The organism is Desulfovibrio piger, from assembly GCF_012843875.1.
GTDB lineage: Bacteria > Desulfobacterota > Desulfovibrionia > Desulfovibrionales > Desulfovibrionaceae > Desulfovibrio.
In genome coordinates this window covers 12260-38362 of record NZ_JABAFY010000013.1, presented here as the reverse complement: position 1 = coordinate 38362, position 26103 = coordinate 12260, and the positions used below count along the sequence as shown (strand labels likewise).

At 66.4% G+C, this 26103-nt stretch carries 22 protein-coding genes and 1 riboswitch; of the genes, 14 read left to right on the top strand and 8 right to left on the bottom strand.

Features of this window, described 5'->3' with window-relative positions; all coding sequences use genetic code 11:
- Positions 1-203: 203 nt before the first annotated feature.
- From HF854_RS05175 to HF854_RS05165, 3 genes are all read left to right on the top strand, one after another.
- On the top strand, positions 204-1565 hold the full coding sequence (locus HF854_RS05175) for a vWA domain-containing protein (RefSeq protein ID WP_168935334.1): 1362 nt from the start codon (positions 204-206) through the stop codon (positions 1563-1565).
- A 16-nt stretch (positions 1566-1581) separates the two neighbouring features.
- Positions 1582-2055, top strand: coding sequence for a hypothetical protein (locus HF854_RS05170; protein WP_168935333.1), 474 nt, complete (start codon positions 1582-1584; stop codon positions 2053-2055).
- Positions 2056-2154: 99 nt separating this feature from the next.
- Entirely contained in the window at positions 2155-2577 is a 423-nt protein-coding gene (locus HF854_RS05165; protein WP_205906038.1) for a winged helix-turn-helix transcriptional regulator, read from the top strand.
- A 55-nt stretch (positions 2578-2632) separates the two neighbouring features.
- Here HF854_RS05165 and HF854_RS05160 read toward each other — a convergent pair whose 3' ends face one another.
- Positions 2633-3391, bottom strand: coding sequence for a 4Fe-4S dicluster domain-containing protein (locus tag HF854_RS05160; protein ID WP_168935332.1), 759 nt, complete (start codon positions 3389-3391; stop codon positions 2633-2635).
- A 159-nt stretch (positions 3392-3550) separates the two neighbouring features.
- Entirely contained in the window at positions 3551-4459 is a 909-nt protein-coding gene (locus HF854_RS05155; RefSeq protein WP_168935331.1) for a LysR family transcriptional regulator, read from the bottom strand.
- Between the two features lie 129 nt (positions 4460-4588).
- Here HF854_RS05155 and HF854_RS05150 point away from each other — a divergent pair, with 129 nt between their 5' ends.
- Positions 4589-5563 (top strand): DMT family transporter, encoded by a 975-nt coding sequence (locus HF854_RS05150; protein ID WP_168935330.1) that lies wholly within the window; start codon positions 4589-4591, stop codon positions 5561-5563.
- A gap of 207 nt (positions 5564-5770) precedes the next feature.
- On the opposite strand, the gene ribB is transcribed toward HF854_RS05150, so the two are convergent.
- Complete coding sequence (gene ribB, locus HF854_RS05145; protein WP_168935351.1) at positions 5771-6427, bottom strand: 3,4-dihydroxy-2-butanone-4-phosphate synthase; 657 nt, start codon at positions 6425-6427, stop codon at positions 5771-5773.
- Positions 6428-6547: 120 nt separating this feature from the next.
- Positions 6548-6702: riboswitch (FMN riboswitch) on the bottom strand.
- 207 nt (positions 6703-6909) lie between these two features.
- Here ribB and HF854_RS05140 point away from each other — a divergent pair.
- Complete coding sequence (locus HF854_RS05140) at positions 6910-7446, top strand: Hsp20/alpha crystallin family protein (RefSeq protein WP_006006980.1); 537 nt, start codon at positions 6910-6912, stop codon at positions 7444-7446.
- Between the two features lie 489 nt (positions 7447-7935).
- Here the strand turns inward: HF854_RS05140 and serS are convergent, their stop codons facing one another.
- Entirely contained in the window at positions 7936-9213 is a 1278-nt protein-coding gene (gene serS, locus HF854_RS05135) for a serine--tRNA ligase (protein WP_168935329.1), read from the bottom strand.
- Positions 9214-9344: 131 nt separating this feature from the next.
- Between serS and HF854_RS05130 the strand changes: the two genes are divergently transcribed.
- The 3 genes from HF854_RS05130 to HF854_RS05120 all read left to right on the top strand — a co-directional run bounded on the left by HF854_RS05130 (position 9345) and on the right by HF854_RS05120 (position 11016).
- Positions 9345-9944 carry a hypothetical protein gene (locus tag HF854_RS05130; protein ID WP_168935328.1) on the top strand — a complete coding sequence of 200 codons (600 nt, stop codon included), beginning with the start codon at positions 9345-9347 and terminating at the stop codon, positions 9942-9944.
- 172 nt (positions 9945-10116) lie between these two features.
- The gene (locus HF854_RS05125; protein WP_168935327.1) at positions 10117-10458 is read left to right on the top strand and encodes a hypothetical protein; all 342 of its coding nucleotides are present in this window, start codon (positions 10117-10119) and stop codon (positions 10456-10458) included.
- Positions 10459-10503: 45 nt separating this feature from the next.
- Entirely contained in the window at positions 10504-11016 is a 513-nt protein-coding gene (locus tag HF854_RS05120; protein ID WP_168935326.1) for an adenine phosphoribosyltransferase, read from the top strand.
- A gap of 437 nt (positions 11017-11453) precedes the next feature.
- On the opposite strand, the gene HF854_RS05115 is transcribed toward HF854_RS05120, so the two are convergent.
- Positions 11454-12476, bottom strand: a complete 1023-nt coding sequence (locus tag HF854_RS05115; RefSeq protein ID WP_168935325.1) for an NAD-dependent epimerase/dehydratase family protein — start codon at positions 12474-12476, stop codon at positions 11454-11456.
- A gap of 402 nt (positions 12477-12878) precedes the next feature.
- Here HF854_RS05115 and HF854_RS05110 point away from each other — a divergent pair, with 402 nt between their 5' ends.
- Both HF854_RS05110 and HF854_RS05105 read left to right on the top strand, forming a co-directional pair.
- Positions 12879-14069, top strand: a complete 1191-nt coding sequence (locus HF854_RS05110) for a glycosyltransferase family 4 protein (RefSeq protein WP_168935324.1) — start codon at positions 12879-12881, stop codon at positions 14067-14069.
- A 144-nt stretch (positions 14070-14213) separates the two neighbouring features.
- On the top strand, positions 14214-15563 hold the full coding sequence (locus HF854_RS05105) for a sugar transferase (protein WP_168935323.1): 1350 nt from the start codon (positions 14214-14216) through the stop codon (positions 15561-15563).
- A gap of 107 nt (positions 15564-15670) precedes the next feature.
- Here HF854_RS05105 and HF854_RS05100 read toward each other — a convergent pair whose 3' ends face one another.
- Positions 15671-16120 (bottom strand): Cd(II)/Pb(II)-responsive transcriptional regulator, encoded by a 450-nt coding sequence (locus HF854_RS05100; RefSeq protein WP_168935322.1) that lies wholly within the window; start codon positions 16118-16120, stop codon positions 15671-15673.
- Between the two features lie 171 nt (positions 16121-16291).
- On the opposite strand from HF854_RS05100, the gene HF854_RS05095 reads away from it, so the two are divergent.
- Positions 16292-18985 carry a heavy metal translocating P-type ATPase gene (locus HF854_RS05095; RefSeq protein ID WP_240937663.1) on the top strand — a complete coding sequence of 898 codons (2694 nt, stop codon included), beginning with the start codon at positions 16292-16294 and terminating at the stop codon, positions 18983-18985.
- 286 nt (positions 18986-19271) lie between these two features.
- Here the strand turns inward: HF854_RS05095 and mutL are convergent, their stop codons facing one another.
- Positions 19272-21452 carry a DNA mismatch repair endonuclease MutL gene (gene mutL, locus HF854_RS05090; protein ID WP_168935321.1) on the bottom strand — a complete coding sequence of 727 codons (2181 nt, stop codon included), beginning with the start codon at positions 21450-21452 and terminating at the stop codon, positions 19272-19274.
- 24 nt (positions 21453-21476) lie between these two features.
- Here mutL and HF854_RS05085 point away from each other — a divergent pair, with 24 nt between their 5' ends.
- Positions 21477-21851 (top strand): hypothetical protein, encoded by a 375-nt coding sequence (locus tag HF854_RS05085; RefSeq protein ID WP_239463824.1) that lies wholly within the window; start codon positions 21477-21479, stop codon positions 21849-21851.
- 348 nt (positions 21852-22199) lie between these two features.
- Here HF854_RS05085 and HF854_RS05080 read toward each other — a convergent pair whose 3' ends face one another.
- Positions 22200-23114 carry a DMT family transporter gene (locus tag HF854_RS05080; RefSeq protein ID WP_040369675.1) on the bottom strand — a complete coding sequence of 305 codons (915 nt, stop codon included), beginning with the start codon at positions 23112-23114 and terminating at the stop codon, positions 22200-22202.
- 281 nt (positions 23115-23395) lie between these two features.
- On the opposite strand from HF854_RS05080, the gene HF854_RS05075 reads away from it, so the two are divergent.
- The gene (locus tag HF854_RS05075; RefSeq protein WP_168935319.1) at positions 23396-24538 is read left to right on the top strand and encodes a DegT/DnrJ/EryC1/StrS family aminotransferase; all 1143 of its coding nucleotides are present in this window, start codon (positions 23396-23398) and stop codon (positions 24536-24538) included.
- 93 nt (positions 24539-24631) lie between these two features.
- Positions 24632-26086, top strand: a complete 1455-nt coding sequence (locus HF854_RS05070; RefSeq protein WP_168935318.1) for a glycosyltransferase — start codon at positions 24632-24634, stop codon at positions 26084-26086.
- Positions 26087-26103 lie beyond the last annotated feature (17 nt).

The following is a 26103-nucleotide window of genomic DNA, read 5'->3' as shown; positions in this document are numbered from 1 at the left end:
ACAGGGACGATCTTCCTGCCCTGCCCCGTGCACCCCTCTCCCGGGGCGTGCGTGTCCCCTCCTCCGTCAGCCGCCGGGTTCCCGCCCCCGCGGCCAAAGACACCCGCTCCACACCAGACGCCGCGGTATGCCCGCCTTCCCCGGAAACGCCCGGGACGACACGGCAGGATCCCCGGCCGGAGCGCCCGTCCGCGTCACAGGGCATGCGCCACAGCCCTGCGGCGGACGTTCCGGCCCCTCCTCTGGAGCAGCGCGCCCTCACAGCCATGATCCGGGCCCGGGCGGATCTGGTGCTCCGGCAGCCCTTTTTCGGCTCCCTGGCCCTGCATCTGGCCCTGAAGCCGGACAGCACCTGCCGCCACCTCTGGACCGACGGCCGCACGCTGGGCTTCAATCCTGTCTGGGCGGCCACCCTGCCCCACGAGCGGCTGGTGGGGGCCCAGGCCCACGAAGTCATGCATCTGGCCTGCGCCCATCATGTCCGGCGCAACGGACGCGATGCCCGGATCTGGAACGAGGCCTGCGACGTGGTGGTGGACGCCCTGCTGCTCGGTGCCGGCTTCCGGCTGCCGCAGGGCCATCTGGAACATCCCGAATATGCGGGACTCAGCGTGGACGAGGTCTACAGCCGTCTTGCCTCCCTGCAGGACACGCCCCTGCACGGCGGCGCGCAACAGCAGGCCGCCGGACGCAGCCCCCGGGAAAAGGGCTCCGACCAGCAGAGACATGACGGCCGGGAGCGGCAGGACGCCCCCGCGGCTGCGCCCTCCCGTGCAGGAGAGACTGACGAGGCAGCCGCCCCGGAAGCCGCGGGCACCGCCCGCCCTGCCGGGGACAAGCCGGAAAGGGAGCAGCCTGTCCCGTATTTTTCCGGTGAGGTCCGTGACCATCCCCTGCTGGAAGACGGCCAGGGAGACGCGCACCGCAAGGCGGAACAGGAGGCCGAGCTGCGTCTGGAGCAGGCCCTGCAACGGGCGCGGCACATGGGCCGCGAGCCCGCGGGCTTCAGCCGCCTGTTGCGCGGCGGCCGCCACGATGGCGGCACGGACTGGCGCGGCCTGTTGCGCCGCTTTCTGGAGAACTGCGCCCTCAACGACTACACCTGGAGCGCGCCCAACCGGCGTTACCTGCATCACGGCATCTACCTGCCCGGACGGCAGGAGCAGCGCATCCCGCAGCTGGCCGTGGCCGTGGACTGTTCGGGCTCGGTGGACGATGCCGCCCTTTCCCTGTTCTGCGAGGAGCTGTCGTCCATCCTCGCCGCCTACGAGACGGAGCTGGTGGTCATCTTCCACGACAGCCGCGTGCAGGCCGTGCAGACCTTCCGGCGGCAGGACCTGCCCCTGCATCTGGCCCCCGTGGGCGGCGGCGGTACGGACTTCAGGCCCGTGGGCCGCTGGCTGGACGACAACGGCCTGCGCCCGGCCTGCCTGCTCTGGTTCACGGATCTGGAATGTTCGTCCTTTCCCGACGAGCCCGCCTGCCCCCTGCTCTGGGCCGTCTGGGGACAGGGAGGGGAACAGCCCCCCTTCGGCGAGCTGCTGCGCCTGCCCGCCGGAGCCTGACCATCAAGGAGCCTGTATGCGGATCACCTGGAAAATAGAAAAAAAGCGCGGCAACCTGCGCCCCGTCCTGACCTATACCGTCACCCTGGAAGACTTCGAACGCCAGCTGGCCACGCCGCCGCTGAGCATCACCTCGCTCATCCCCGAACCGCCGGAATCCTGGCAGGAACACTGCTGGCCCGGGCAGCACGAACGGGCCGGACAGGACGATGCAGGCGAGCGGCCCTGCTACCAGCTCTCCATCCCGTCCCACAAGGGACGGCACGGCAGCCAGAGCCTGCGCCTGCCCTGGCGTGAGGACAACAGCTATCCCGAAGTGGAGGCCTCCTTCCGCCTGCTGCGCGAAGCCTTTGCCAGCGAACTGGAACGGGCCGGGGCCAGCCGCCCCATGCATGAGGAAAACAGCCTGGAGCTGGGCGGTACGGCCCTGCGCTCCGTGGCTCCGGCCATCCTCGGCCAGCGTTTCCTGGAAGCCGTGGGCAAGGCCTAGGCCTGCCCGGGATCTTTCTTCTTTTGCCCTTCCTCCAGCCTGCCTGCCGGATCGCGATGCTCCCGGATCACCGGACAGCTTGCGCTCCGGCAGGAAATCATGGAACAATCCGCCATCGCGAACCATGAAGCCGCAGGACATGACATGGCCAGGAACAAGGAAGGCAAGCAGCCCCTGTGCCCGCTCGAATACGGGCTGGACATCTTCAACGGGAAATGGAAGACCCGCATCATCTGCCTGCTGGGTGCCAGCGGCACCTTGCGCTACAAGGAGATCAGGGACAACCTCGACGGCCTGACGGACGCCGTGCTTGCCGCCACCCTCAGAGACATGGTGAACGACCGGATCGTAGACAGGCGCCAGTACAACGAGATCCCGCCGCGCGTCGAATACTCCCTGAGCGAAAAGGGCGCCTCCGCCCACAAGATACTGCGCAGCATCTGCTGCTGGGCCGTGCGCTACTGCCCCCTGCCGGAAGAATCCCTGCCCCCCTGCAAAAAGGTCGGGGGCTGCCCTCTGTAAAAAAACAGGGGCGGTCTCCCGCCCCTTTCCGCATCTGCCCGTTTCCGGGCTTCTTCTAAAAGATGTATTCGTTCTCCCGCCGAGCCTTCAGGCGCCGGCTGAAATCCCGCGCGAAATCGAGGTAGCTTTCCACATCCATGTGCTTGGCCCCCGCAGGGCAGCTGCGGATGCAGCGGAAGCAGGAAAGGCAGCGCGTGCCGTCGATGCTGCGATGGTCGGCCGCGATGGCCTGCACAGGGCACAGGGAGGCGCACAGGCCGCAGTCCGTACAGGCCTCGGAGGTCAGCGGCACGAAGCCCACGCCCCTGCCCTCTCCCCGGTACGGACGCTGCCCCTTGATGGCCAGCGCCACGGGCGAGGCAAGATCGCCCTGCCTGGCTGCCAGCAGCTGCTGCACGAAGCGGCGGTTCTCGGCGGCATCCCCGGCATCGGGACGCCCCACCTGGATCTCCCCGAAGGTATGCTGCCCCACCAGCGCCGCCGCGCCCTGGACGATGAAGCCCTGACGCTGCACGATGTCCTGCAGTTCCAGCAGGGAATCATCATAGTCACGGTTGCCGTAGGTGATGCTGATGATGCAGGGGGTCCGGTGGCCGTGCACCTGCTCCAGACGCCCGGCGGCCACTTCCGGTACCCTGCCGTTATAGCAGGGCACCGAGAACACGACGACGTCCCCGGGACCGAAATCCCCGGCAACGGCGCCACAGGTGATGTCCAGCTCGGCAAAACCTTCAGGAGCCAGGGCCGCGGCAAGGCTGAGCGCGGAGCGCTTGCTGCCGCCGGTGGGAGAAAAATACAGGGCTGTGACGTTCACGGATGTCTCCTTTGCATGATTTTGCGGCAGCATAGCCCGTAACCACGGCATCCCCCAACAAAATCAGCCGGCCATGAGCCACTATGCTCCGGCAAAGCGACCCCGGAACAACGTCCCCGCCCTGCGGCAGGACGGCCTGAGCCCTGTCGGCTCAAGTCCTCACAGCGCGTCCCCGGCCGCAGCGTCTTCGGTGAGCATGTCGCGCAGGCGGCGTGCGGCCAGGCTCAGGGTATGGCCGTCGTATTCCAGCAGGCTGATGCTGCGCGACGGCAGCTCCTCCGCGAGCCGCAGGGCGAACACCTCCCCGGCGGCCAGGGCCTCTCTGGCGGCCACTTCCGGCAAAAAACCGATGCCCAGGCCGTGCCGGGCCAGATCCAGCACCAGCCCCGTAGTGTCCGGCTCCATGGCCGGGGCAAAGTCCACGCCCCGCGTCTTGCACATGCTCTCCAGGAATTCGAAGGTGAGGCTGCCCTGCTTGTGACAGATGAAGGGGTGCCGCATCACTTCATCCAGGGGCACGTCCCTGCCGCGCAGCTGCCCGAAGGCCGACGAAGCCACGAAGACGTCCCGCAGCGGGCACAGGCGCGTCTCCTTCAGGGCCCGGAAACCGCCGCCGGGCACGGCGGCCACGGCAAAATCGATGGCCCCGGACTTGAGTTCATCGATGGCCTGCCGGGACGTACCGCCGAACAGCCGGAGCCGCACCCCCGGATACAGGGCATGGAAGCGGTCCAGCCGCGGCAGCAGCCAGTGGCGCAGGGCCGTCTCGCTGGCCCCCAGGGCGATGCTGCCCGATTGCAGGCCCACGGCCTGCTCCAGCTCTTCCCGGCCCCGGCGGAACTGCTCGCAGCCCGCCTCCACATGGGCGTAGAACATGCGGCCTTCGGGCGTGAGCTCCACGCCGCGCCGGTTGCGGATGAACAGACGGCAGCCCAGCTCGCGCTCCAGGGCCGCCATGGAGCGCGATACCGCGGGCTGGCTGGTGAACAGCATGGCCGCCGCCCGGCTGAAATTGCGGCAGCGCGCCACCTGGTAGAATATCCGGCAAAGCTCCCAGTTCAGCTCCATGCGCTCTCCTGTTATGCATTTTTGATATATCTACGATATCAACTAAGCATTTTACCGTATCAGGGCCCCTTGCTATAGGCAAGCGCAGCACTTCTCCAGCAACAGATTTCCAACCAGGGACCTTGAACGATGAACCGCGGATACATTTTCATCTTTCTTGCCACCGTGTTCTTCAGCTCCATGGAAGTGGCCCTGAAGACCGTGGCCCATGATTTTAACCCCATGCAGCTCAACTGCACCCGCTTCCTCGTGGGTGGCCTGCTGCTCATCCCCTTTGCCCTGCGCGGCCTGCGCCAGCACGGGGCACGGGTCACCGCCGCCGCATGGAAAGGCTTTGCCTGGCTCGGCTTCGTGGGCCTGGTGGTGAGCATGATGTTCTACCAGATGTCCATCCTTTACGCCCCGGCCTCGGTGGTCAGCGTGCTGTTCAGCTGCAACCCCGTGCTGGTGTTGGCCTTCGCCTATCTCATCCTGCGCGCCGACATCCGGCCCCAGCACATCACCGCCCTGGTCATGGAAGTGGCGGCCGCCCTCATCATCATCGACCCGCTGCACACTACGCTCGATCCCGTGGGCATCACGCTGGTGCTGCTCTCGGCCGCCACCTTCGCCCTTTATGCCGTGCTGGGCAAAAAGCAGTGCGCCCAGTACTCCGGCGTGGCCGTCACCTGCTTCAGCTGCCTGGCCGCCAGCGCCGAGATGATCGTCCTCATGCTCATCAGCCACATCCCCGCCGTGGCCGATGCCCTGCAGGCCGCCGGTCTGCCCATGTTCGCCGCCATGCCCTTCTTCAGCGGCTACACCACGGGCAACCTCCTCAACGTGCTCTATATCTGCGTTTTCGTCACCGCGGGCGGCTATGCCTGCTACTTCATGGGCATGGAAGCCACCTCCGCCATGCAGGGCTCGCTGGTCTTCTTCTTCAAGCCCGTGCTGGCGCCCATCCTGGCCATGCTGATCCTTGGCGAGGAGATCCCCTGGAACATGTGGGCCGGTATCGGCCTCATGCTCGTGGCCTCCGAGGTCTCCATGATCCCCACCTGGGAAACGCTCCTGTCCGTGCGCCCCTTCATCATCGACCGCATCCTTCACCGCCAGCATTGATCCGGCGGGGGCGCCCCTCCTCCGTCCCCCGCCGGTATCCGGCCCGGATAAAACCGGGCATAAAAAAAGGACGCTGTACAGCGTCCTTTTTTTCATACTTGCCCGGCCGGCCGCCGGCAGCTTTCTTTCCTGGTATTCATCAACTCCAGCCGGCGACCACGGCAAGCCCTGTCCTGGGACAGGAAAAGAGGATCAGACGGCTGGGGCTCAGGCCCGGCCTTCCTGCCGTTCACGCCAGCGCACGATGTCCGCCACGGCCAGCAGGGGCAGGTCGTTGGCACGGGCAAAGTCCGCCACCTGCGGCAGACGCGCCATGGTGCCGTCATCGTTGGTCAGCTCGCACAGCACACCGCAGGGCGGCAGGCCCGCCAGGGACATCAGGTCCACGGTGGCCTCGGTATGGCCGCGCCGTTCCAGCACGCCGCCGGGACGGGCCCGCAGCGGGAACACATGGCCGGGATGGCGCAGGTCCTCGGGACGCGCGCCCTCGGCCACGGCGGCCTTGACGGTGGTCACCCTGTCGGCGGCGGAAACGCCGGTGGTCACGCCCTCGGCGGCCTCGATGGAGATGGTGAAAGCGGTCTGCTGGGTATTGGTGTTGTGGGCCACCATGGGCGGCAGGCCCAGGCGGGTGGCGCGCTCGTCGGTAAGGCACAGGCACACGATGCCGCTGCAATGGCGGATGAGGCGGGCCATCTGCGCATCGGTCAGGCTGTGGGCGGGATAGATGAGGTCGCCTTCGTTCTCGCGATCCTCGTCGTCCACCACCAGGACGCCCCTGCCCGCACGCACGGATGCCAGGGCGCGTTCCATACGCGTTTCCCAATCACCAAAAGAAGCCAGGATATCGGGGGACTGATGCATCATCGTCTCCTTGGTCGGCCCGGACGGGCCGGAAGATGTGCATCAGGGCACGGCTGCCGTGCGCGCTGCGGGGCGGCCGCCAAGACCGTCCTTTTTTGCGCCCCACACGGCAGAAAAACGAACCGTTCTCTTTCATCCGGACTGTTACCGTCGGCTCCGGGATCTCACCGGTATCTGCTGACCCGCACCACGTTGCATGGTACGGCGCTCGCGGGCTCATGCGGAAAACCGCCATCACCGCCGGTGGGGACTTGCACCCCGCCCTGAGAATGGAGCCACCATACGCCCGCCTCCCACGTTTGGCAATCCCCGGCCATAAAAACCGGAAACCTCCCAGACTGCCGGGAACAGGCCAAAACGTATGGTTGAAGCGCATGGGGCTACCTTTCCCCGTTTTTGGAAAAGTTTTCCACAGCATGTTGACAACTAGCCGTCCCACCTTACTTCTATGTCAACAAGGAAAAATATCAGGAGGCATTGAAATGAGCCTTATCCGTGTATATCCCCAGCATTGGTTCTCTCCCCGCAACGCCCAGCAGCCCGAACAGAGCTTCCAGCCCCTGGACCGCCTGCATCACGATATCGACCGTCTGTTCAATGGTTTCTTCACGCCCGGCTGGCCGACCAGCCTGATGGACAAGCCGCAGGCCGACATCCGTCCCAGCCTGGACATCCACAGCGACGACAAGGCCTACACCATCCACATGGAAGTGCCCGGTGTGGACCCCGATGAGGTCAAGGTCGAAGTCCGTGACGGCATGCTGACCGTTGAAGGTGAAAAGAAGATGGAAAGCTGCGCCGCCCCTGCCGCCGAAGGCGAAAAGGCGGAAGCCAAGGAACCCGTCTGCCATGTGCAGGAACGTGTCTACGGCTCCTTCTGCCGCCAGATCGGCCTGGCTGAAGATGCTGATGTGGAAAACATCAGCGCCAGCCACAAGAACGGTGTGCTGACCATCGTCATCCCCCGCAAACAGCCTGAAGCCCCCGCCGCCCGTTCCATCACGGTGCAGAAACAGTAATCCCCCCTCTTGAAGGACCCTCCTCCGGCTCCCACTCCTCGGGGAGCCGGACCGCCCGCAACGGGCGGACTCCACGGCCTGCCGCGCACGCGGCAGGCCGCTTTTTTTATGCGCGACCGGACAGCGGCCGCGTGTCCCGCCTTTCCCCGCCCTGCTGCGCACCCGGACACCCCCGCCGAAGGTAAGGACTGCACGACGCCCTGCGGCACGCCCGGCTTCGGGCAAAGCGCTTCCCCGGCCCTTTCCGCCTTCCGGTCCTTAAAAAAGCCTGCGCGCCCCCGATCCCGCAACATACGGCTCCCGGCGGACCGCCTGCCCCACGCCCGGCACTGCAAGTATCCCCCCTTCCCCCGCTGCATCCCGGCCCCTCCACAGGACAGGGATGCCCGATTTCCCGGCGGGCCCGGCGTTTTCCGCAGCACGGGCACGAAAAAAGGCGGCATCCCGCGCAGGGACACCGCCTTGTCAGATTCGCTGTTCGGCTGTGGACTACTTCTTGCCCGCAGGCTCGATGACTTCCACGCCGTCCATGTAGGGCACCAGGGCCTTGGGCAGCACGATGCTGCCGTCCTTCTGCTGGCCGTTCTCCAGGATGGCGGCCATGGCGCGGCCGGTGGGCAGGCCGGAACCGTTGAGGGTGTGGCAGTAGGTGCTCTTGCCGCCCTTGGGCTTGAAGCGGATGTCCGCACGGCGGGCCTGGAAATCGATGCAGTTGGAGCAGGAGGAGATCTCGCGGTAGGTGTTCTGGGCAGGCAGCCAGACTTCCAGGTCGTAGGTCTTGGCGGAACCGAAGCCCATGTCGCCCGTGCACAGGGTGATGACGCGGTAGGGCAGCTCCAGCTTTTCCAGCAGGGTGCGGGCATGGCCCACCATGATCTCCAGCTGGTTGAAGCTGTCGTCAGGATGGGCAAAACGCACCATCTCCACCTTGGTGAACTGGTGCAGGCGGATCAGGCCGCGCGTGTCCTTGCCGGCGGCACCGGCTTCGGAACGGAAGCAGGGCGTGGCGGCGCAGTAGGCGCGGGGCAGGTCGGCCTCGTCCAGCACCTCACCGGCGTGAATGTTGGTCAGGGGCACCTCGGCGGTGGGGATGAGGTAGTAGTCCCAGGCGGGCATCTTGAAGAGGTCTTCCTCGAACTTTGGCAGCTGGCCCGTGCCGGTCATGGTGGCGCGGTTGACCATGAAGGGAGGACAGACTTCGATGTAGTCCTCGTGCTTCACATGCTGGTCCAGGAAGAAGTTGACCAGGGCGCGGTCCAGACGGGCGGCCCAGCCCATGTACAGGGCAAAGCGGCTGCCGGCCAGACGGGTGGCGCGCTCGAAATCCAGAGCGGCGCCGCCCAGCTCCCAGTGCTGACGGATATCGAAATCGAACTGGCGCGGCGTGCCCCAGCGGAGCACTTCCACGTTCTCGGTCTCGTCCTTGCCCACGGGCACACTGGCGTCCGGGATGTTGGGCACACCCATGAGCCAGTTTTCCACAGCGGCCTTGGCTTCGGCGGTCTGCACGTCCAGGGCCTTGATGCGGGCCGACAGGGCGCCCAGTTCTTCCATCATGTGGGAGGCGTCCCCGCCTTCACGCTTGATCTGGGCCACCTGACGGGAGGCGGCGTTCTGCTGCTGTTTCAGGCTTTCCACTTCGGCCAGCAACGCACGACGGCGGCCGTCCAGTTCGAGGAACTCATCCACTTTCAGCGGCGACTGCCGGTCGGCCAGGGCCTTGGCCAGCACTTCGGGCTGTTTTTGCACCAGTTTGAGGTCGATCATAAAAACTCCTGCATAGCATGCGCAATGTGGAGGCCACGCTACCACGAGCCCCCAGACCTTGCAAGACAAGGGCATTGCGTATATAAAAAGTCTCAAAACTTTTTAAAACATCTATCCTGCGAGACCTTGCCATGAAATCCGCCCGTATCACACGCCTTCTTTTCCTTTTGCTGGCGCTCATGCTGGCCATGTTCCTGACTGCCTGCGGTCCCAGCAATACCGTGCGCCTGCTTTCGCCCGCGCCTGCGGTCAATCCCGTGCTGCCCGCTCCCAATGCTCCGCGCGTGACCGTGGTGCCCTTCACCGATAACCGTCAGGACACCACCAACCTCGGCGTGCGCCGTGACGGCAGCGCCTTCGTGGCCAGCGACGACCTGGCCCAGTGGGTGAGCCGCGGCCTGGCCGACGAGCTGCGCCGCCAGGGCGTGCAGGTCTCCTACGCCATGGACGAGAACCAGGCCCGCAGCGGCAACCCCGACTATATCGTCACCGGTACCGTGGAACAGGCCTGGCTGCGTGAAGTCTCCGCCACCGAACTGGCCACCTCCATGCGCGCCACCTACCGTCTGGCGCCCCGCAGCGGCCGCGTGGTCAAGGAGACCCTCAACTCCAGCCAGAACCGCAGCGGCATCCCCACCGGCGGCGCCGCGGAAGAGATCATGCTCAACAGCATGCGCGAGCTGGTGCAGCCCATGGCCCGCAAGATCAAGGCCATCGTGGACGGCAAGTAGACAGGATATCTCAGGGGCTCCCGAAAGGGAGCCCTTCGCTTTCCGGGGCCCCGCCGCAAGCGGGGCCTTTCTTTTTTGGGACACTTGCCCCAAAATGAGACCTCGCCCCGGCCGCCGGACGCGCCGCGCCCCTGCTGTCCTCCTGCCGCAACCCCTTTCCCCGGAGCCTGCTGTGCGCGATCCCCTGGTCAAGGCCTACGGCCATGTCTACCCTGTGACGCCCGCCCTGTACGCGGCGCTGGAATCGGCCCTGCACGATGCCCTCAACGACGACGAGGACGTGCCCCTGCTCTGTCAGGAAGGCGATATGGCCCGCATCTCCATGGAAGGTTCCTACTTTCCCGAAGACGAGGTGGTGGAGGCCTTCCGCGCCCATCTGACACCGGACATGCAGGGCAAGCTGGACGTGCTCGACATGGACGGCTGGCGCCTGACCCGGCATGTGTTCACCGGCGGGCAGGTCAAAAGCAGCAGCGCGCCCCTCAACAATGTTCTGGACTATTCCGGCCATTGATGCCGGAGCCTCGCCCTTTTTCCACATTTTCCCCAAGGAGCCCGCATGGATATCGCCTCCTTCATCCGCCACGTCCCCGACTACCCCAAGCCCGGCATCCTGTTCTACGACATCACGCCCCTGCTGGCCTCGCCCGAAGCCTTCGGGGACGTCATCGAACGGATGGCCGATGCGGCCCGTCCCCTGCGGCCCACCCGCATCGTGGCCGCCGAAGCGCGGGGCTTCCTGTTCGCGGCGCCGCTGGCCCAACGTCTGGGCGTGGGCCTGGCCCCGGTGCGTAAGCCCGGCAAGCTGCCCTGTGAAGCCTTCGAGGCCAGCTATGACCTGGAATACGGCTCCAATACCCTGTGTCTGCACAAGGATGCCCTGACGCCGGAGGATCGCGTCCTCATCGTGGACGACATCCTGGCCACCGGCGGCACCCTGGATGCCATGATCCGTCTGGTGGGCCAGAGCGGCGCCACCGTGGCGGGCTGCTGCATGCTCATGGAACAGGATGCCCTGGGCGGCCGCAAGGTGCTGGGCGACATCCCCCTGTCCGTGCTGCTGCACGTGTAGTCTGGAGCTTTGCCTTTTGTGACGGTGCAACTGTCGATGCCATAAGGCTTTTATTTTGAGGGGAGAACCCCTCGCCTAGCGCGAGAGGGGTTCCCCCCTCAAGCTCCCCCTTCCCCAGCGCGCTTTATGCAACGGCCAGTCCCTCCTGCTTTTGCAGGAGGGACTAGCCGTTTCACATGGAACAGGAAGATATGCACGGGAAAAGATACAATGTCATGGGAGATGGAGGGAGAAGATACGCTCCCTCTGGATGAAGCACATTTGGAGGAGGGATGCGAGAGAGTTGAACGCGACTGAAGGCGGCCCGCAAGCCCCTTACGGGCATCAGCAGCAAGGATAAAGGAGGCTACTCCCCCGCAACGCCTCCCTTTGGAAAACAAAAGGCCCCTGGCGCGAAAACTCGCCGGGGGCCTTGGCATCAAAAACGAAAGGACAGCCTACAGGGTGGCGGCGTACCAGTCGCCGGCCAGACGCAGGCCGGTGCGCACGTCGAACTGGGGCTCATAGCCCAGCAGGGTGCGGGCGCGGGTGATGTCGGCCAGGGAGTGGCGCACGTCACCGGCACGGAAGTCGCGGTGCGTGGCCGTGGCCGTGGCGGCTTCGGGCATGTGGCGCACCACTTCCTCACGGATAAGGTCGAACAGTTCGTTCAGGGTCGTGCGCTGGCCAAAGGCCACGTTGTAGACCTTGTTGCGGGCTTCGTCCGTGGCGAAGCTGGCCAGCAGGTTGGCCTGCACCACGTTGTCGATGTAGCAGAAGTCGCGGCTGGTCTCGCCGTCGCCGTTGACGAAGACGGTCTCTTTCTTCAGCAGGCTGGCGAACCACTGGGGGATGACGGCGGCGTAGGCGCCGTAGGGATCCTGACGCTGGCCGAAGACGTTGAAGTAGCGCAGGCCCACGGTGGTGAAGCCGTAGCAGCGGGCGAAGACGTCGGCGTAGAGCTCGTCCACATACTTGGTCACGGCATAGGGCGACAGGGGGTTGCCGATCTTGTCTTCCACCTTGGGCAGCTCGGGGGAATCGCCGTAGGTGGAGGAGGACGCGGCGTAGACGAAGCTCTTCACGCCCGCATCGCGCGCGGCCACCAGCATGTTGAGGTAGCCGGTGATGTTGCAGCTGTTGGACAGGATGGGATCGTCGATGGAGCGCGGCACGGAACCCAGGGCGGCTTCATGCAGCACATGATCCACACCTTCGCAGGCCTTGCGGCAGGTATCCAGATCGCGGATGTCGCCTTCGATGAAGGTGAAGCGGCTCCAGGCTTCGGGGCCCACCAGGGCTTCCACCATGTCCAGGTTCTTCTGGTAACCGGTGAGGAAGTTGTCCAGACCCACCACGGTCTGCCCCATCTTGAGCAGATGTTCCAGCAGGTTGGAGCCGATGAAACCGGCAACGCCGGTCACCAGCCAGGTGGAGGGTTCGGCACGCATTTTTTCGCACAGTTGGGTATAGGCGGTCATATTGCCTTCCTTATCAGAGGTCGTGGTTGCCCGCCGGGAGGCCGCGAAAACGGGAGGACCCGCCTTCGCGGCACAGACGGCGTGCTTTCCTTGTACGCTGTGCCGACGCCGCTGTCAAAAGACGGCCCCCCTGCCCCGGCAGGAGCTTTTTTGCCGCATCCTGCCGGAATCGCGTTTTTTTGTTCACATCCTGTCCCCGCCCGCAGGGCCCCTTTGCCTCTTTTCAGCGGCAAGGGATGCTGGTATAGCCCGTGAAGAGCCCACCAAACAGGGGGCCGGCCGCACCCGGCCGACACGTCTCCCCTTTCCGGTCCGGCCAGGCGGGGACGGTCTTTGCCCCGCAGGACAGACAGCGCCCCATCACGGAGCGTACCCGCCGGACAGGTGGGCAAAGGATATGCCGTGAAAATACTCATCCTGGGCAATCAGGCCCGTTCCACTTCCAATTTCTGGACCGTCCTCATGCGCCGCATGCGTGCCGCCGGGCATGAGGTCCTTTGCGCCGTGCCCGCGGGCGACGACGCTGCCGAGGCCGCCATCCGCGCCATCGGCGAAGAAGATCCCGCCTTCCGGAAAGGCCCGGCCGTGCGCCTGTGCCATTATCCCCTGGACCGCAAGGGCCTCAATCCCCTGCGCGACATGGCCACCATGCACGCCCTGTACCGCCTGTTCAGGCAGGAAAAGCCGGACCTGCTCTTCGCCACCACCATCAAGCCCGTCATCTACGGCTGCATGGCGGCGCGTCTGGCGCGGGTGCCGCACATCTACGCCACCATCACCGGCCTGGGCTACGCCTTCGAGGCGGACAACTTTTTCAAGAAATGCGTCAACCGCCTGAGCATCGGCCTGTACCACTGCGCCCTTGCCGGGGCCGAAGGCGTGTTTTTCCAGAACCGCGACGACGCGGAGCTGTTCCGCAAGGTCGGCATCCTGCGCCGCAGCGCGCGCGTGCTCATGGCGCGCGGCACCGGTGTGGACATCCGCCGCTTTGCCGAAGCGCCCCTGCCGCCCCTGCCCGCCGAAGGCTGCGCCCCCGAAGAACGGGAGATCATCTTCCTGCTGGTGGGCCGCCTGCTGGAGGCCAAGGGCCTGCCCGAATACGCCGCCGCGGCCAAGGAACTGAAAACGCAGTACCCCGCCGCCCGCTTCCAGCTGCTGGGCCCGCCGGAACAGGGCCTGGGCAGCGTGGATCTGGCCCAGGTGCGCCGCTGGCAGGACGAAGGCAGCATCGAATACCTGGGCGAGACCCGCGACGTGCGCCCCTATGTGGAGGCCTGCCACGCGCTGGTGCTGCCTTCGTGGCGTGAAGGCACGCCCACGTCCATCATGGAAGGCATGAGCATGGGCCGCGCCGCCGTGGTCACGGATGTGCCCGGCTGCCGCGAGGTGGTGGAAGACGGCGTCAACGGCTGCATCTGCGCCGCCCACGATCCGCGGGCGCTGGCCGCCGCCATGCGTCGCCTGCTGGACGAACCCGGACTGCTGGTCCGCATGGGGGCCGCCGGCCGGGATCTGGCCTGCCGCGAATTCGATGCCGAAGTCGTGGCCGAGAAGATCCTGGTCGACATGCGCGTGCCCCGCGCGGCCGGATAAACAAGCAACCATGCGGGCCCGTGGTGGCCCGCTCCTGTCCCGGCCCCGCCGGGACGACGGTGTCTCGCGGTCACAGGGACAGCCCGTCCGCCGCAGGCGGCCCACGGGCCTGTCCCGTCCACTGTACGAAAAAATGGAGAAACTATGATCAGCCGTTACCGCATGGCATTGATGCAGGTGGTGGACCTGTGCTGCATCCTGCTGGCCCTGGCCGTTTCGGGCATGGTGACCATCGCGCCCGACCTGAGCGTCTTTGACGACTACACCGGCGCCTCCCTGTTCACCATCTTCTTCTATCTGCTGTTCTTCTACATCCTCGATGCCTACAGCGTGGGCATGGAAGACTTCAAGGACACCCTGGGCCGCATCCTGGTGGCCTGCGTGCTGGGCATCATCAGCTCGGCCACGGCGTCCTTCGCCCTGGAGAACTGGCGCTTCGACCGCGTGACCGTGCTCCTGCTCTTCGCGCTCTCCTTCGTGTTCTGCCTGGGCTGGCGCTTCCTCTACTACCTCAATGCCGACAAGCTGACCCATCCCCTGCGCGTCCTGCTGGTGGGCGTGGACCGCGGCGGCAAGGTGCGCAAGCTGCTGGCCGAAGGCCTGCCCAAGGCCCGCATCCTGGGTTATGTGGGTGAAAAGGACCAGGATCCCGACGCCGGTGAGTGCTTTGGCCCGCCCTTCATGGCCCTGGAAGCCGCCAAGAAGCACGGCGCGACCATGATCGTGCTCCTGCCCGACGCCCCCATCGACGACGACATCGCCCATGACCTGCTGGAAGCCAAGCTGCACGGCGCCATGGTGGTGGACATCCGCACCTTCTACGAGCATGTGGTGCAGCGCCTGCCCCTTTCCCAGATCACCGAGGAATGGCTGCTGCAGACCGAAGGCTTTTCGCTCAACACCCGCGGCAGCCTGCGCCGCCTGAAGCGCGCCTTCGACCTGTTCCTGTCCCTGATGCTGCTCATCCCGGCCGCGCCCATCATGCTCATCACCGCCCTGCTGATCCGCCTGGAATCGCCGGGCCCGGTCATCTACCGTCAGGATCGTGTGGGCCTGTATGAAAAGGAATTCACGGTCTACAAGTTCCGCTCCATGCGTACCGACGCCGAAAAGAACGGCGCCGTCTGGGCCGCCGCCAATGACGCCCGCGTGACCCGCGTGGGCAAGTTCATCCGCAAGGTGCGCATCGACGAGCTGCCCCAGATCTGGAACATCATCAAGGGCGACATGAGCTTCATCGGTCCCCGTCCCGAACGCATGACCTTCGTGAAGCAGCTCAAGGAACACATCCCCTATTACAGCCTGCGCCATACCGTGAAGCCCGGCCTCACCGGCTGGGCCCAGGTCTGCTACCCCTACGGCGCCAATGAGGAAGATGCCCGCCACAAGCTGGAATACGACCTGTTCTATGTGAAGAACATCTCCATCCTGCTGGACATCCACATCATCTTCAAGACCGTGGGCGTGGTGCTCTTCCCCAAGGGCGCACGCTAGGCCGGACATCCCGGTACACGCACGACGGGGCGGATCAGCCGGCTGATCCGCCCCGTTTTTTTCTTCCCGTCCGAATGCAGAGGGGCCCAAAGACGGCCCTGCGGGGCTCAGGGATGCTCCTGCCCCGTGCGCTGCTGCCGTGCCTGACAGTACTGGCAGTTCTCGCCGTCGATGAGGCTCTTCAGGATGCCGCAGCCTCCTTCCCGGCTGCCGTCGCATTTGTGGTACAGGGATTCAAGATGCGCCCTGAGGTGCTCAAGATCCCGTATCTGCTGCTCCACCGCTTCGATATGCGTGCGGATGAGCCTGTTGATCCAGTCGCAGCTGCCCGTGGGATGGTCGCTGTACACCAGCAGGGTGCGGATCTCGTCCAGGCTCATGCCGTGCCGGCGGCAATGCCGGATGAAGCGCAACCGCGCGATGTCCTCGTCCCCGTAAAGACGATAGTTCCGTTCCGTGCGTTCCGGGCGTTTCAGCAGCCCTTCCTTCTCGTAATAGCGGATGGTGACCACCTGACAGCCGGTCATCTTCGCCAGCTCGCCTATCTTCACTTTCATGCGCGTCCTCCGGTCCGGGCCTGTCCGGGACGAAACGGCAGCTGCCGGAAAAAATTTTTTTCCAACGCTTCCTCCCCTCTTGACCCTATAGTGACTATAGGCCCTATGGTCTGTCTATAGCAAGAACGACCAGGGGACGCCGGACACCGGCATCCCCGTGGAGGAACGACCATGAGCAGTGAAACACTGTTTTTATGCCCCTGCGGTGCCCGGCACCCGCACGGCTTCGTATGTGACAAGGTACTTCATGCCACCCTGCCCGCCGGGCACGAACACCACGGCCACGAGCACGGCAGCCACAGCCATGACCACAGCCACGAGTGCTGCGGCCATGACCACGGACACGGCGACCACCCGCACGCCCATGCGGAAAGCTGCCATGCGCATGACCACAAAAGCTGCGACCACGACCATGCGCACGAGCACGGCTCCTGCTGCTGCGGCCATGACGCGCCCCAGGCCGTGGACTGGAGCACGCTGGCGGCCCCTTCCGCCACGCGCGCCGTATACCGCATCCTCAACATGGACTGCCCCATGGAAGAGGCGCTCATCAGGAAGAAGCTGGCCACTGTGCCCGGCATCACCGGCCTCACCTTCAACCTCATGCAGCGCGTGCTCACCGTGGAACATGAGCTCCCGTCCACCGCGTCCATCGAGGCGGCCCTGAAGGCCATCGACATGACGCCGGAGCCGCTGGATGCCGCCGAAGGCGCCACGGCCGTCTTTGCGGTGAGCGGCATGGACTGCCCCACGGAAGAACGCCTCATCCGCAAGGCCCTGGAGGGCCTGCCGGGCCTGCTCGGCTTTGAGATCGACCTGATGCAGCGCCATGTGCGCGTACGGCACGAGCCCGCGGCCCTCCCGGTCATCACCGCCGCTCTGGAAGGACTGGACATGGGCGCCCGGCTGCTGGAAGGCACGACACAGGCGCACGATGCCATCCCGGCCCCCCGCATCCCCTGGAAGCGGCTGGCCGTGGCCGGCGGCTTTGCCGCCCTTTCCGAGATCCTGGAACTCATCCAGCACTGGGGGGCGCGTCCCTTCGGCCTCGACATGGCCTCATGGAGCGTGGGCGGCTGGCCCGTGCTGACGCTCCTGCCCCTGTGCTGCGCCCTCATCGCCATCCTGCTGAGCGGCCTGACCACCTACCGCAAGGGCTGGCTGGCCGTCTCCAACCTCGACCTGAACATCAATGCCCTCATGTCCGTGGCCGTCACCGGGGCCGTGCTCATCGGGCAGTTCCCGGAAGCCGCCATGGTCATGGTGCTGTTCAACGTCTCGGAAGCCATCGAGGCCAAGGCCCTGGACAGGGCCCGCAACGCCATCAAGGACCTGCTGGCCCTGGCGCCCGATACGGCCACGGTGCTGCGTGAGGACGGCAGCTGGCAGGAAGCCGACATCCGCACGGTGGCCGTGGGCAGCCGTGTGCGCGTGCGCCCCGGCGAAAAGATCGCCCTGGACGGTCTGGTGCTGGACGGCCGTTCCCTGGTGGACCAGTCGCCCATCACCGGCGAGAGCATGCCGGTGGAAAAGCAGGCCGGGGACACGGTCTACGCCGGGACCCTCAATACCTCCGGCTCCTTTGAATTCCGGGTGACCGCCGCGGCCACGGACTCCACGCTGGCCCGCATCATCCATGCCGTGGAAGAGGCCCAGGGCAGCCGCGCCCCCATGCAGCGCTTTGTGGATACCTTCGCGCGCTACTACACCCCGGCCGTCTTCTTGGTGGCCCTGCTGGCCGCCCTGGTGCCGCCCCTGTTCCTGGGCAGCGCCTGGACGGACGCCATCTATACCGCGCTGGTGATACTGGTCATCGGCTGCCCCTGCGCCCTGGTCATCTCCACGCCGGTGAGCATCGTCAGCGGCATGGCCGCCGCCACCCGCTACGGCATCCTCATCAAGGGCGGCATGTTCCTGGAACAGGGCAGACGCCTCGACTGCCTGGCCCTGGACAAGACCGGCACCCTTACCCACGGCAAGCCGCGCCAGACCGACTGCCTTTGCACGGGGCAGGAAGATGAAGCGGCCGTCCGTTCGCTGGCGGCCAGTCTGGCGGCCCGCTCCGACCATCCCGTTTCCGGGGCCATCGCCCAGGCCGCCCTGGCGGACCACATCCCCCTGCAGGACGTGGACGACTTCACGGCCCTGCCCGGTCAGGGCGTCAGCGGTATCATGGCCGGCCGGCGCTGGTATCTGGGCAACCGCGCCCTTGCGGCATCGCTGGGCCGGTACCCGGCAGCCCTCGACGAACGGATCTCCCGGCTGGAGCAGCAGGGCAAGACCGTGGTCGCACTCGTGGGCGACAACGGCATCCGGGCCCTGCTCGCCGTGGCCGATACGCTCAAGGCAAGCAGTCTGGAAGCTGTCAGGGAACTGAAGGCACTGGGCGTGACCACGGTCATGCTCACCGGTGACAACGAGCACACGGCAGCGGCCATCGCCCGTCAGGTGGGCGTGGACAGCTTCAAGGCCGGTCTGCTCCCGGCGGACAAGCTCGCCGTCATCGAGGAACTGGAAGCCCGGGGGCACAAGGTGGGCATGGTGGGCGACGGCATCAACGACGCCCCGGCGCTGGCCCGGGCCGACGTCGGTTTCGCCATGGCCGGCAACGGCACGGACACCGCCATCGAGACCGCCGACGTGGCGCTCATGGACGACGACCTGCGCAAGATCCCCCGCTTCATCCGCCTGTCCCGGGCCACCTTTGCCATCCTGGTGCAGAACATCACGCTGGCGCTGGGCGTCAAGGCGCTGTTCTTCGCCCTGACCTTCACCGGTCACGCCACCATGTGGATGGCCGTCTTCGCCGACGTGGGCACGGCCCTGCTGGTGGTGGCCAACGGCCTGCGGGCCATGCGGCAATAGAGATGCCCGGCTGCGGCAGCTGCAGCCCCGGCTTCATGGGACTCTGCATTTGTCTGTGAGGCCCCGCTGCTTCCCATCCCCTGAATGAAAGACCGGGACAGTCCCTGAGGGACTGTCCCGGTCTTTTTTATCCATACGGCACCCGGATGCCCGCTTTCCCTGCACGGTCAGAACAACTTCCCGCCGGTCATGGGCAAATGCACCCTGCGGCTGAGGCCCGTCGGCACCGGAGCGTGGCCTTCCCGCAGCGTATGGGAACGCCGCGCACGCCACAGGGCCGGAGGCCTCACTGCCGCCGCTTGAACAGTTTCTCCAGCGCCACGGCATCCCAGCGCAGGATGCTGGGGCGGCCGTGGGGGCAGTATTCCCGCTCCGGCGTATGCAGCCACTGGCGCAGCAGGGCCGCGGCCTCGTCATCGGCCAGACGCTGCCCGGCCTTGATGGCGCCCTTGCAGGACAGGGAAATGAACATGGCGCGAATGTCGTCCTTGCGACCGGCCAGCACCTCGCGCAGGAATTCCCCGGCTTCGCTGCGGGACAGGGAAGGCGGGATGCCCCGGGCCAGCAGGCGGCCGCCGGAGCAGGAGACATCGAAGCCCATGCGCTCCAGATTGTCGCGTACTTCCAGAAAGCGCTCTTCTTCCACCGGCTGCAGGGCCAGCTCCAGCGGCAGGGCCAGGCACTGGGCCGTGCCCGCGAAGGCCCCCTTGCGCAAACGCTCGTAAAGCACGCGCTCGTGCGCCGCGTGCTGGTCCAGCAGCATCAGGGCGCCGGAAGCATCGCGCAGGACAAGGTAGGTCTCGGCCACCTGGCCCAGATAGGTCAGGCCGCCCACCACCAGTTCATGCCGTCCGGCGGCGCTTTCGTCCGTCACGGCAGTACCGGGGCCGCAGGCGGCATCCCCGGTTCCCGGCAGGCCCTCCGGCCCGCCCGTCTCCGGCACAGGAAAGCGTTCCGCTGTGGTCCCGTCCGAGCCTTCACGGCCCGTCACGGTCGTCACATGATCGGGCGGCATGGCCATGCGGGCCGTCTGCCGGGCACTCTCGAAAAATTCCTGTCTGTCGGCGGACAAACGTCCCGTCCCTTCCGCATCCTCCGCAAAGGACGCGGCCGAAAACGCCGAAGGAGACACGGCTTCCCGTAGGCCCGCAGGGGCCGTCCGCCCGGAGGCGAAGGCCGCCGCACTGCCGGAAGATGACGGCACGGACGGGGCATCCGCCACGGCTCCCGTGCCCGCCATAGATCCAAGGGCCGTGCCGTCGTCCGCATCGGGCCGCCGCACCTGCCACTGGCCTTCGTCTTCCCGCGTCTCGTCCTCCACATGCCGCATCAGGGGCGCGGCATCGGCGCTGCCCCAAAAGCCCTGCGGGCGCGGAGGCAGATCGTCCCACAGACGGGACTGCGCCGCCACGGGACGGGCATCGTCGGCTTCGCGGGCCGCGTCCAGCACGCTTTCCACATCGCTGACCAGGGCCCCCTGCACGGCATGAAGCACGGCGGAAAAGACCGAGGACTCGTCCCGGAAACGGACTTCGCTTTTGGCCGGATGCACGTTGACGTCCACCATGTCGGGCGGCATGTCCACAAAGAGCACCACCTGCGGATAGTCCCGGCTGGTGATGCGCCCCTTGTAGGCCTCGCGCACGGCAGCCAGCAGGCGTTTGTCGCTGACGCTGCGGCCGTTGACGTACAGCAGGATGCGGTCCCCGCGCTGCTGGCTCACCGACGGCAGGGCCGCCAGCCCCCGGGCCCGGATGCCGTGGCGTTCGGCATCGAACGGCCGCAGGGCCTCCACCACCAGACGCGGCCACAGCAGGGCCAGGCGGTCGCGCAGGCTCTGCCCGGGCAAAAAGCGCAGGGCCTCACGTTCCCCGGCCCTAAGCGTGAAACCCACGTCGCAGCGGGCCAGCGCCAGACGCACCAGCCAGTCCTGGGCCCGTTTGAGCTCCGTGGCCGGGGTCTTCAAAAACTTGAGCCGTGCGGGTATATTGGTGAACAGATCGCGCACTTCCACGATGGTGCCCCGATGCAGGGCCGAAGGCTCCACCGCCAGCAGGCGACCGAATTCCACCACGATGCGGCTGGCCTCCGTCCCGCCGTCGGCTCCGGTCACGGCGGATTCCATGCTGAAGCGGGCCACCGAGGCGATGCTCGGCAGGGCCTCGCCACGGAAGCCGTAGGACGCGATATGCTCAAGATCGTCCATGCTGGCGATCTTGCTGGTGGCGTGACGGGTCACGGCCAGTTCCAGTTCGCCGGGGGCGATGCCCGCGCCGTCGTCCTGCACGCGGATGCAGCTCTGGCCGCCGTTCTCCAAAAACACGTCCACGCGCGTGGCGCCGGCATCCAGGCTGTTTTCCACCAGTTCCTTGACCACACTGGCCGGGCGCTCCACCACCTCGCCGGCGGCGATCTGATTGCGCAACTCAGGCGGTAACAAACGAATATGACGAGATACTCCAGACATGCGGCCACTCTATCCGGCCGCCAGATGCAAGGCAAGCGCGCCCTCCGGCGCCCCCTCAACCGCAGACGCCCCCTGCTGCACGGCAGCCGCTCCCTGAGCGCGCGGCAAGAGGCCCCCCATACGGTCAACGTGCCCGTGCTGCCGCAGCCGGAAGCCTTCGATCCCGACATGCTCTATGTGGAGTGCGGCCATTGCGGCGCGCCCATCGTCTGGGAAAAGGGGCGCACCCGCCGCCTGCTGGCGGCCGTGGGCATCGACCCGCTGGAACTGGATGCCAGCTGCGTGCTGATCACCGATTCCTGCCCCCTGTGCGGCGGCAAGGGCCGCTACACCATCCAGATCTACCGCATCAGCGCGGCCCGCAGCGCCCGCCACGTGTTCTACGCGGGCAATGCCTGATCCTTTCCCGCAGGCCAAAAACAGGGCGCCCGTCTCCTTCAGGAGGCGGGCGCCCTGTTTTTTATATTTCCGAACCTGCCGGACATCTTCCCCAAAGCCCGGCGAAAACAGGCCCGGCGTCCGGGGCCCATCCCTGCTGCCGCAGGCACACCACGAATCCGTATCCCCCAGCCTCGGCCGATCCCGTCAAAACACGCTGGGGAGGGGATGGGGCTTGGGGAAAGGGGGCCGCGTTGGCAACGACCGAATGGCGGCCCAAAGGACCGTGCCCGTCAGCGACGAAGGAGCTTTACGGGCATCGACAGCAGAGATGATGGGTCCCCCTTCCCCCAAAAATCCGCACAGCCCCTAACTATCCTCGCGCCGGCCTTTCTGGCCGCCCCACTGGCTGAGCAGCACCCCGGCCACCACAAGCACCGAGGCCATGTACTGGCCGGGCAGGAAGACCTCGCGCAGCAGGATGACGCCGCTGGCCAGGGTCAGGATAGGGATAAGGTTGGTGTAGGCGGCGGCACCGGCGGCGGAAAGACGGCTGACCCCCACGTTGTACAGGCCGTAGCCCCCCAGCGAGACCACCCCGCCCAGATAGACCACACTGGCCCAGGGGGCCCAGTCCGGCACTTCCACATGCAGCAGCACGGGCGTGTAGTCCAGGGGCGCCAGCGCCAGCAGCCCGGCAAAAAAGCTCATGCCCACGAAGGACTGCACGGCCGTGATCTGCAAGGGCGAATAGGCGGCGGAAAGACGCCGGGCCAGCACGGTATACAGGGCGGCGCAGACCATGGCCAGCCCCTCGAAGAAATTGCCCAGCACGGGCGCCGTGGCGGTCTCGTCCACGGCCGACTGCAGGGAGAGCCAGACCACCCCGGCCACGGCCAGGGCAAAGCCTATCCAGCCGCGCAGGCTGACCCGTTCGCCCAGCAGACGCCAGGCCACCACGGCGGTGATGAGCGGCAGCAGCGAGATGATCATGCCCGCCTGCGAGGCCGTGGTCAGGCACAGGGCGCGGGTCTCCAGCAAAAAGTAACAGCAGGGCTCGGCAAAAGCCATGAGCAGGAGCCAGCGCCACTGCCCCTTGCGGCGTAAGTCGCGCAGCAGCCCGCCCCACAGCGGCAGGAACAGCAGTGTGGCCACGCCCATGCGCCCGGCCATGACCGTGAACGGATCCAGCGCGCTGAGCGCGATGCGCAGGGCCACATAGGACGTGCTCCAGAAAACCATGGCCAGCAGCAGGGCCAGATGCGGCCAGATGCGAACCCACATGACGATATCTCCTCCTCGGTAGCCGGGGCCGGAGGCGCGGCCGGTCCGGGCCTCCGTGCGTCGCAGCAGCATGCCAAAGCCGGGGCAAAAGGTCGAGCGAAAGAGCAGCCCGTCCGCACACATACCGCAGGGTGCCGCCCCGGCACGGCTGCCCGCCCTGCCGCCCCGTACCGTGCACAAAAGTCCCCCACACCTTGCTTGCCCAGCCGTACGATAGAGCGTATTGCAAAGTTCCGGGCTGCCTCTGCCCGGTACTTTTCCATGAAACATGAGGAGATGCCATGAGCATGCGTCTTTCCCGTTCCATCGTGGGCGAAGCCGAGGCCGAAGCCGTCCGGCGCGTCATCGTCGAAGACGGTTATCTAGGCATGGGACACGAGACCTGCCTGTTCGAACAGGAACTGGCCGCCTATCTGGGCGTGGCGCCCGAACAGGTGGTGACCACCAACACGGGCACCGCCGCCCTGACCCTGGCCGTGGACGCCATCGCCCCGCGCGATGCCGCCCGCAAGCCGCAGATCCTGGTGCCGTCCCTGACCTTCGTGGCCTCCTTCCAGGCCATCGAGGCCGCCGGTTGCGAGCCCGTGGCCTGTGACGTGCTGGCCGAGACCGGCACCATCGACCTCAAGGACGCTGCCCGCCGCATCACGCCCGACACGCTGGCCATCATGCCCGTCCACTACGCCAGCAACCCCTGGCACCTGGACGAGGTCCATGCCTTCGCCAAAGAACACGGCTTGCGCGTCATCGAAGACGCCGCCCATGCCTTCGGCTGCCTGCACCACGGCCGCAAGATCGGCAGCTTCGGGGACGTGGTCTGTTTCAGCTTTGACGGCATCAAGAACATCACCTCCGGCGAAGGCGGCTGCGCCGTCTTCTTCAATGCCACGGAAGCCGGCTATGCCGCCGACGCCCGCCTGCTCTCCGTGGAAGGCGACACCCGATCCCGCTTTGCCGGTACCCGCACCTGGGACCCGGACGTGAAGCGCATCGGCTGGCGCTTCCACATGAGCAACATCATGGCCGCCATCGGCCGCGTGCAGCTCTCGCGTCTGGACGGGGAATTCATCCCGGCCCGCCGCGCCCTGGGCGACATCTACCGGCAGCGTCTGGCGGGGCTGGACGGCCTGCGCCTCCTGCAGGCCGACCCGCAGGACTTCGTAGTGCCGCACATCGTCTGCGTGCGCGTGCTCAACGGCCGCAAGGACGAGCTCAAGGCCGCCCTCACCGCCGCGGGCATCCCTGTGGGCGTCCACTACAAGCCCAATCATCTGCTGAGCCTGTTCCGTCCCGCTCCGGGCTCCCTGCCCCTGCCCGTGACGGAGCAGCTTTACGGCGAACTGGTGACCCTGCCCATGCATCCCGGCCTGAGCGCCGCCGATGTGGAACACATCTGCGACGTCATCACGGCAACCCTGGCCTGACCTTTCCCGATAACGGAGCCGCCGCAGGCGGCTCCGCCCGTCCGGCCCCTGCCGGTACGGGGCCATGCCCGGCGCATGCCACCCGAACATGCCATGACGATACTGTCCGAGACCACGGCCTTTGCCCGCAGCCTGCTGTCCCGTTCCCTGCTCCATTTCGGCATGGTGGGCAGCAGCGCCACCCTCTGCTATCTCTGGGCGGGCCATCTGCTCGTCAGCTGGGCTCGCTGGCCCGCCCCGGCGGCCCATGGCCTTGCCGGGCTGCTGGCCCTGCTGGCCGCCTATGCCGGGCACTGTTTCTGGACGTTCGGCATCAGGGGCGGCGACCACGCCCGCATGCTGCCCCGCTTCGTCCTGGTGCAGGGCGCGGGCCTCTGGCTGGGCGACCTGTTCGCCCGGGGGCTCGGCTGGTGCGGCGTCCCCCACGGTCTGGCCCTGCCTGCCGCCTCCCTGGCGGCCCCTCTCTTCCTCTATCTGCTATGCCGTCTCTGGGTCTTCCGGCCCGTACGCTCCATGAACCTGTCGTCCCCGTCATCGCGAGGTACATCCATGCATCATGTCCCCATGTCCGAGGCCCCCGTGGTCTCCGTCATCATGAACTGCCTGAACAGCTCCGAGCATCTGCAGGAGACCCTGGACAGCCTGGCCGCCCAGACCTTCACCGATTTCGAGGTCATCTTCTGGGACAACGGCTCCACGGACAGCAGCCCGCAGATAGCCAGGGGCCATGCCGGGCTGGCCGGCCGCCTGCGCTATTTTCGCGGCGAAGAGACCGTGCCCCTGGGCGCGGCCCGCAATCTGGCCATCGCCCGGAGCCGGGGCCGCTATGTGGCCTTTCTGGACTGCGACGACCTGTGGCGGCCCGAAAAGCTGGCCCGTCAGGTGGCCTGCTTCGAAGCCGATCCGCATGTGGGCCTGGTCAGCACCGATACCGAGATCTTCGACGGCAAACATGTGCTGAAGCGCCTGTTCGCCGAGTCCCGCCCCCAGCGCGGCAAGGCCTTTGCCGCCCTCATGGAACGGCAGTGGATCTCCATGTCCTCGGCCATGCTCTCCCGCGCGGCCCTGGACAGCGTGGTCTGCCCGCCCGCCCGTGAGGGAGGCGCGCCGGTCTGGTTCGACGAGAGCCTCAACGTTTGCGAGGAGGCCGATATCTTCTACCGCGTGGCCCATGACTGGGAACTGGATCATGTGGACGCGCCCCTGGCCCTGTGGCGGGTGCACGGCAACAACACCACCTTCCGCAAGTTCGGCCAGTTCGCGGACGAGACCCTGTACATCCTGGAAAAGCACCGCCGCCTCTGGCCCGGCTATGATGCGGCGCATCCCGGGCTCGTCAGCCTGCTGACGCGCCGCGCCGCCTTCCAGAAGGCCGTGAGCCTGTGGCGCGAAGGGCGCGGCAGCGAGGCCCGCGCCGTCATCCGGCCCTGGCGTGACGGCTCGCGCAAATACCGCCTGTTCTGGTGGGCCAGCTATCTGCCCGGGGCCTGCTTCGACCTGGCCGCGCGTCTGTATTTTGCCCTGCCCTCCGTGATCCGCCGCCGCTAGGGGATATTGGATACATC

Bases quoted from the DNA above. Each gene is read 5' to 3' on its own strand.
- mutL (WP_168935321.1), bottom strand. From the start codon at position 21,452: ATGTCTGGAGTATCTCGTCATATTCGTTTGTTACCGCCTGAGTTGCGC.
- HF854_RS05095 (WP_240937663.1), top strand. From the start codon at position 16,292: ATGAGCAGTGAAACACTGTTTTTATGCCCCTGCGGTGCCCGGCACCCG.
- HF854_RS05080 (WP_040369675.1), bottom strand. From the start codon at position 23,114: ATGTGGGTTCGCATCTGGCCGCATCTGGCCCTGCTGCTGGCCATGGTT.
- ribB (WP_168935351.1), bottom strand. From the start codon at position 6,427: ATGCATCAGTCCCCCGATATCCTGGCTTCTTTTGGTGATTGGGAAACG.
- HF854_RS05075 (WP_168935319.1), top strand. From the start codon at position 23,396: ATGAGCATGCGTCTTTCCCGTTCCATCGTGGGCGAAGCCGAGGCCGAA.
- HF854_RS05175 (WP_168935334.1), top strand. From the start codon at position 204: ATGCGCCACAGCCCTGCGGCGGACGTTCCGGCCCCTCCTCTGGAGCAG.
- HF854_RS05120 (WP_168935326.1), top strand. From the start codon at position 10,504: ATGGATATCGCCTCCTTCATCCGCCACGTCCCCGACTACCCCAAGCCC.
- HF854_RS05085 (WP_239463824.1), top strand. From the start codon at position 21,477: ATGCAAGGCAAGCGCGCCCTCCGGCGCCCCCTCAACCGCAGACGCCCC.
- HF854_RS05130 (WP_168935328.1), top strand. From the start codon at position 9,345: ATGAAATCCGCCCGTATCACACGCCTTCTTTTCCTTTTGCTGGCGCTC.
- HF854_RS05155 (WP_168935331.1), bottom strand. From the start codon at position 4,459: ATGGAGCTGAACTGGGAGCTTTGCCGGATATTCTACCAGGTGGCGCGC.
- HF854_RS05170 (WP_168935333.1), top strand. From the start codon at position 1,582: ATGCGGATCACCTGGAAAATAGAAAAAAAGCGCGGCAACCTGCGCCCC.
- HF854_RS05115 (WP_168935325.1), bottom strand. From the start codon at position 12,476: ATGACCGCCTATACCCAACTGTGCGAAAAAATGCGTGCCGAACCCTCC.
- HF854_RS05140 (WP_006006980.1), top strand. From the start codon at position 6,910: ATGAGCCTTATCCGTGTATATCCCCAGCATTGGTTCTCTCCCCGCAAC.
- HF854_RS05100 (WP_168935322.1), bottom strand. From the start codon at position 16,120: ATGAAAGTGAAGATAGGCGAGCTGGCGAAGATGACCGGCTGTCAGGTG.
- HF854_RS05105 (WP_168935323.1), top strand. From the start codon at position 14,214: ATGATCAGCCGTTACCGCATGGCATTGATGCAGGTGGTGGACCTGTGC.
- HF854_RS05150 (WP_168935330.1), top strand. From the start codon at position 4,589: ATGAACCGCGGATACATTTTCATCTTTCTTGCCACCGTGTTCTTCAGC.
- HF854_RS05070 (WP_168935318.1), top strand. From the start codon at position 24,632: ATGACGATACTGTCCGAGACCACGGCCTTTGCCCGCAGCCTGCTGTCC.
- serS (WP_168935329.1), bottom strand. From the start codon at position 9,213: ATGATCGACCTCAAACTGGTGCAAAAACAGCCCGAAGTGCTGGCCAAG.
- HF854_RS05165 (WP_205906038.1), top strand. From the start codon at position 2,155: ATGGAACAATCCGCCATCGCGAACCATGAAGCCGCAGGACATGACATG.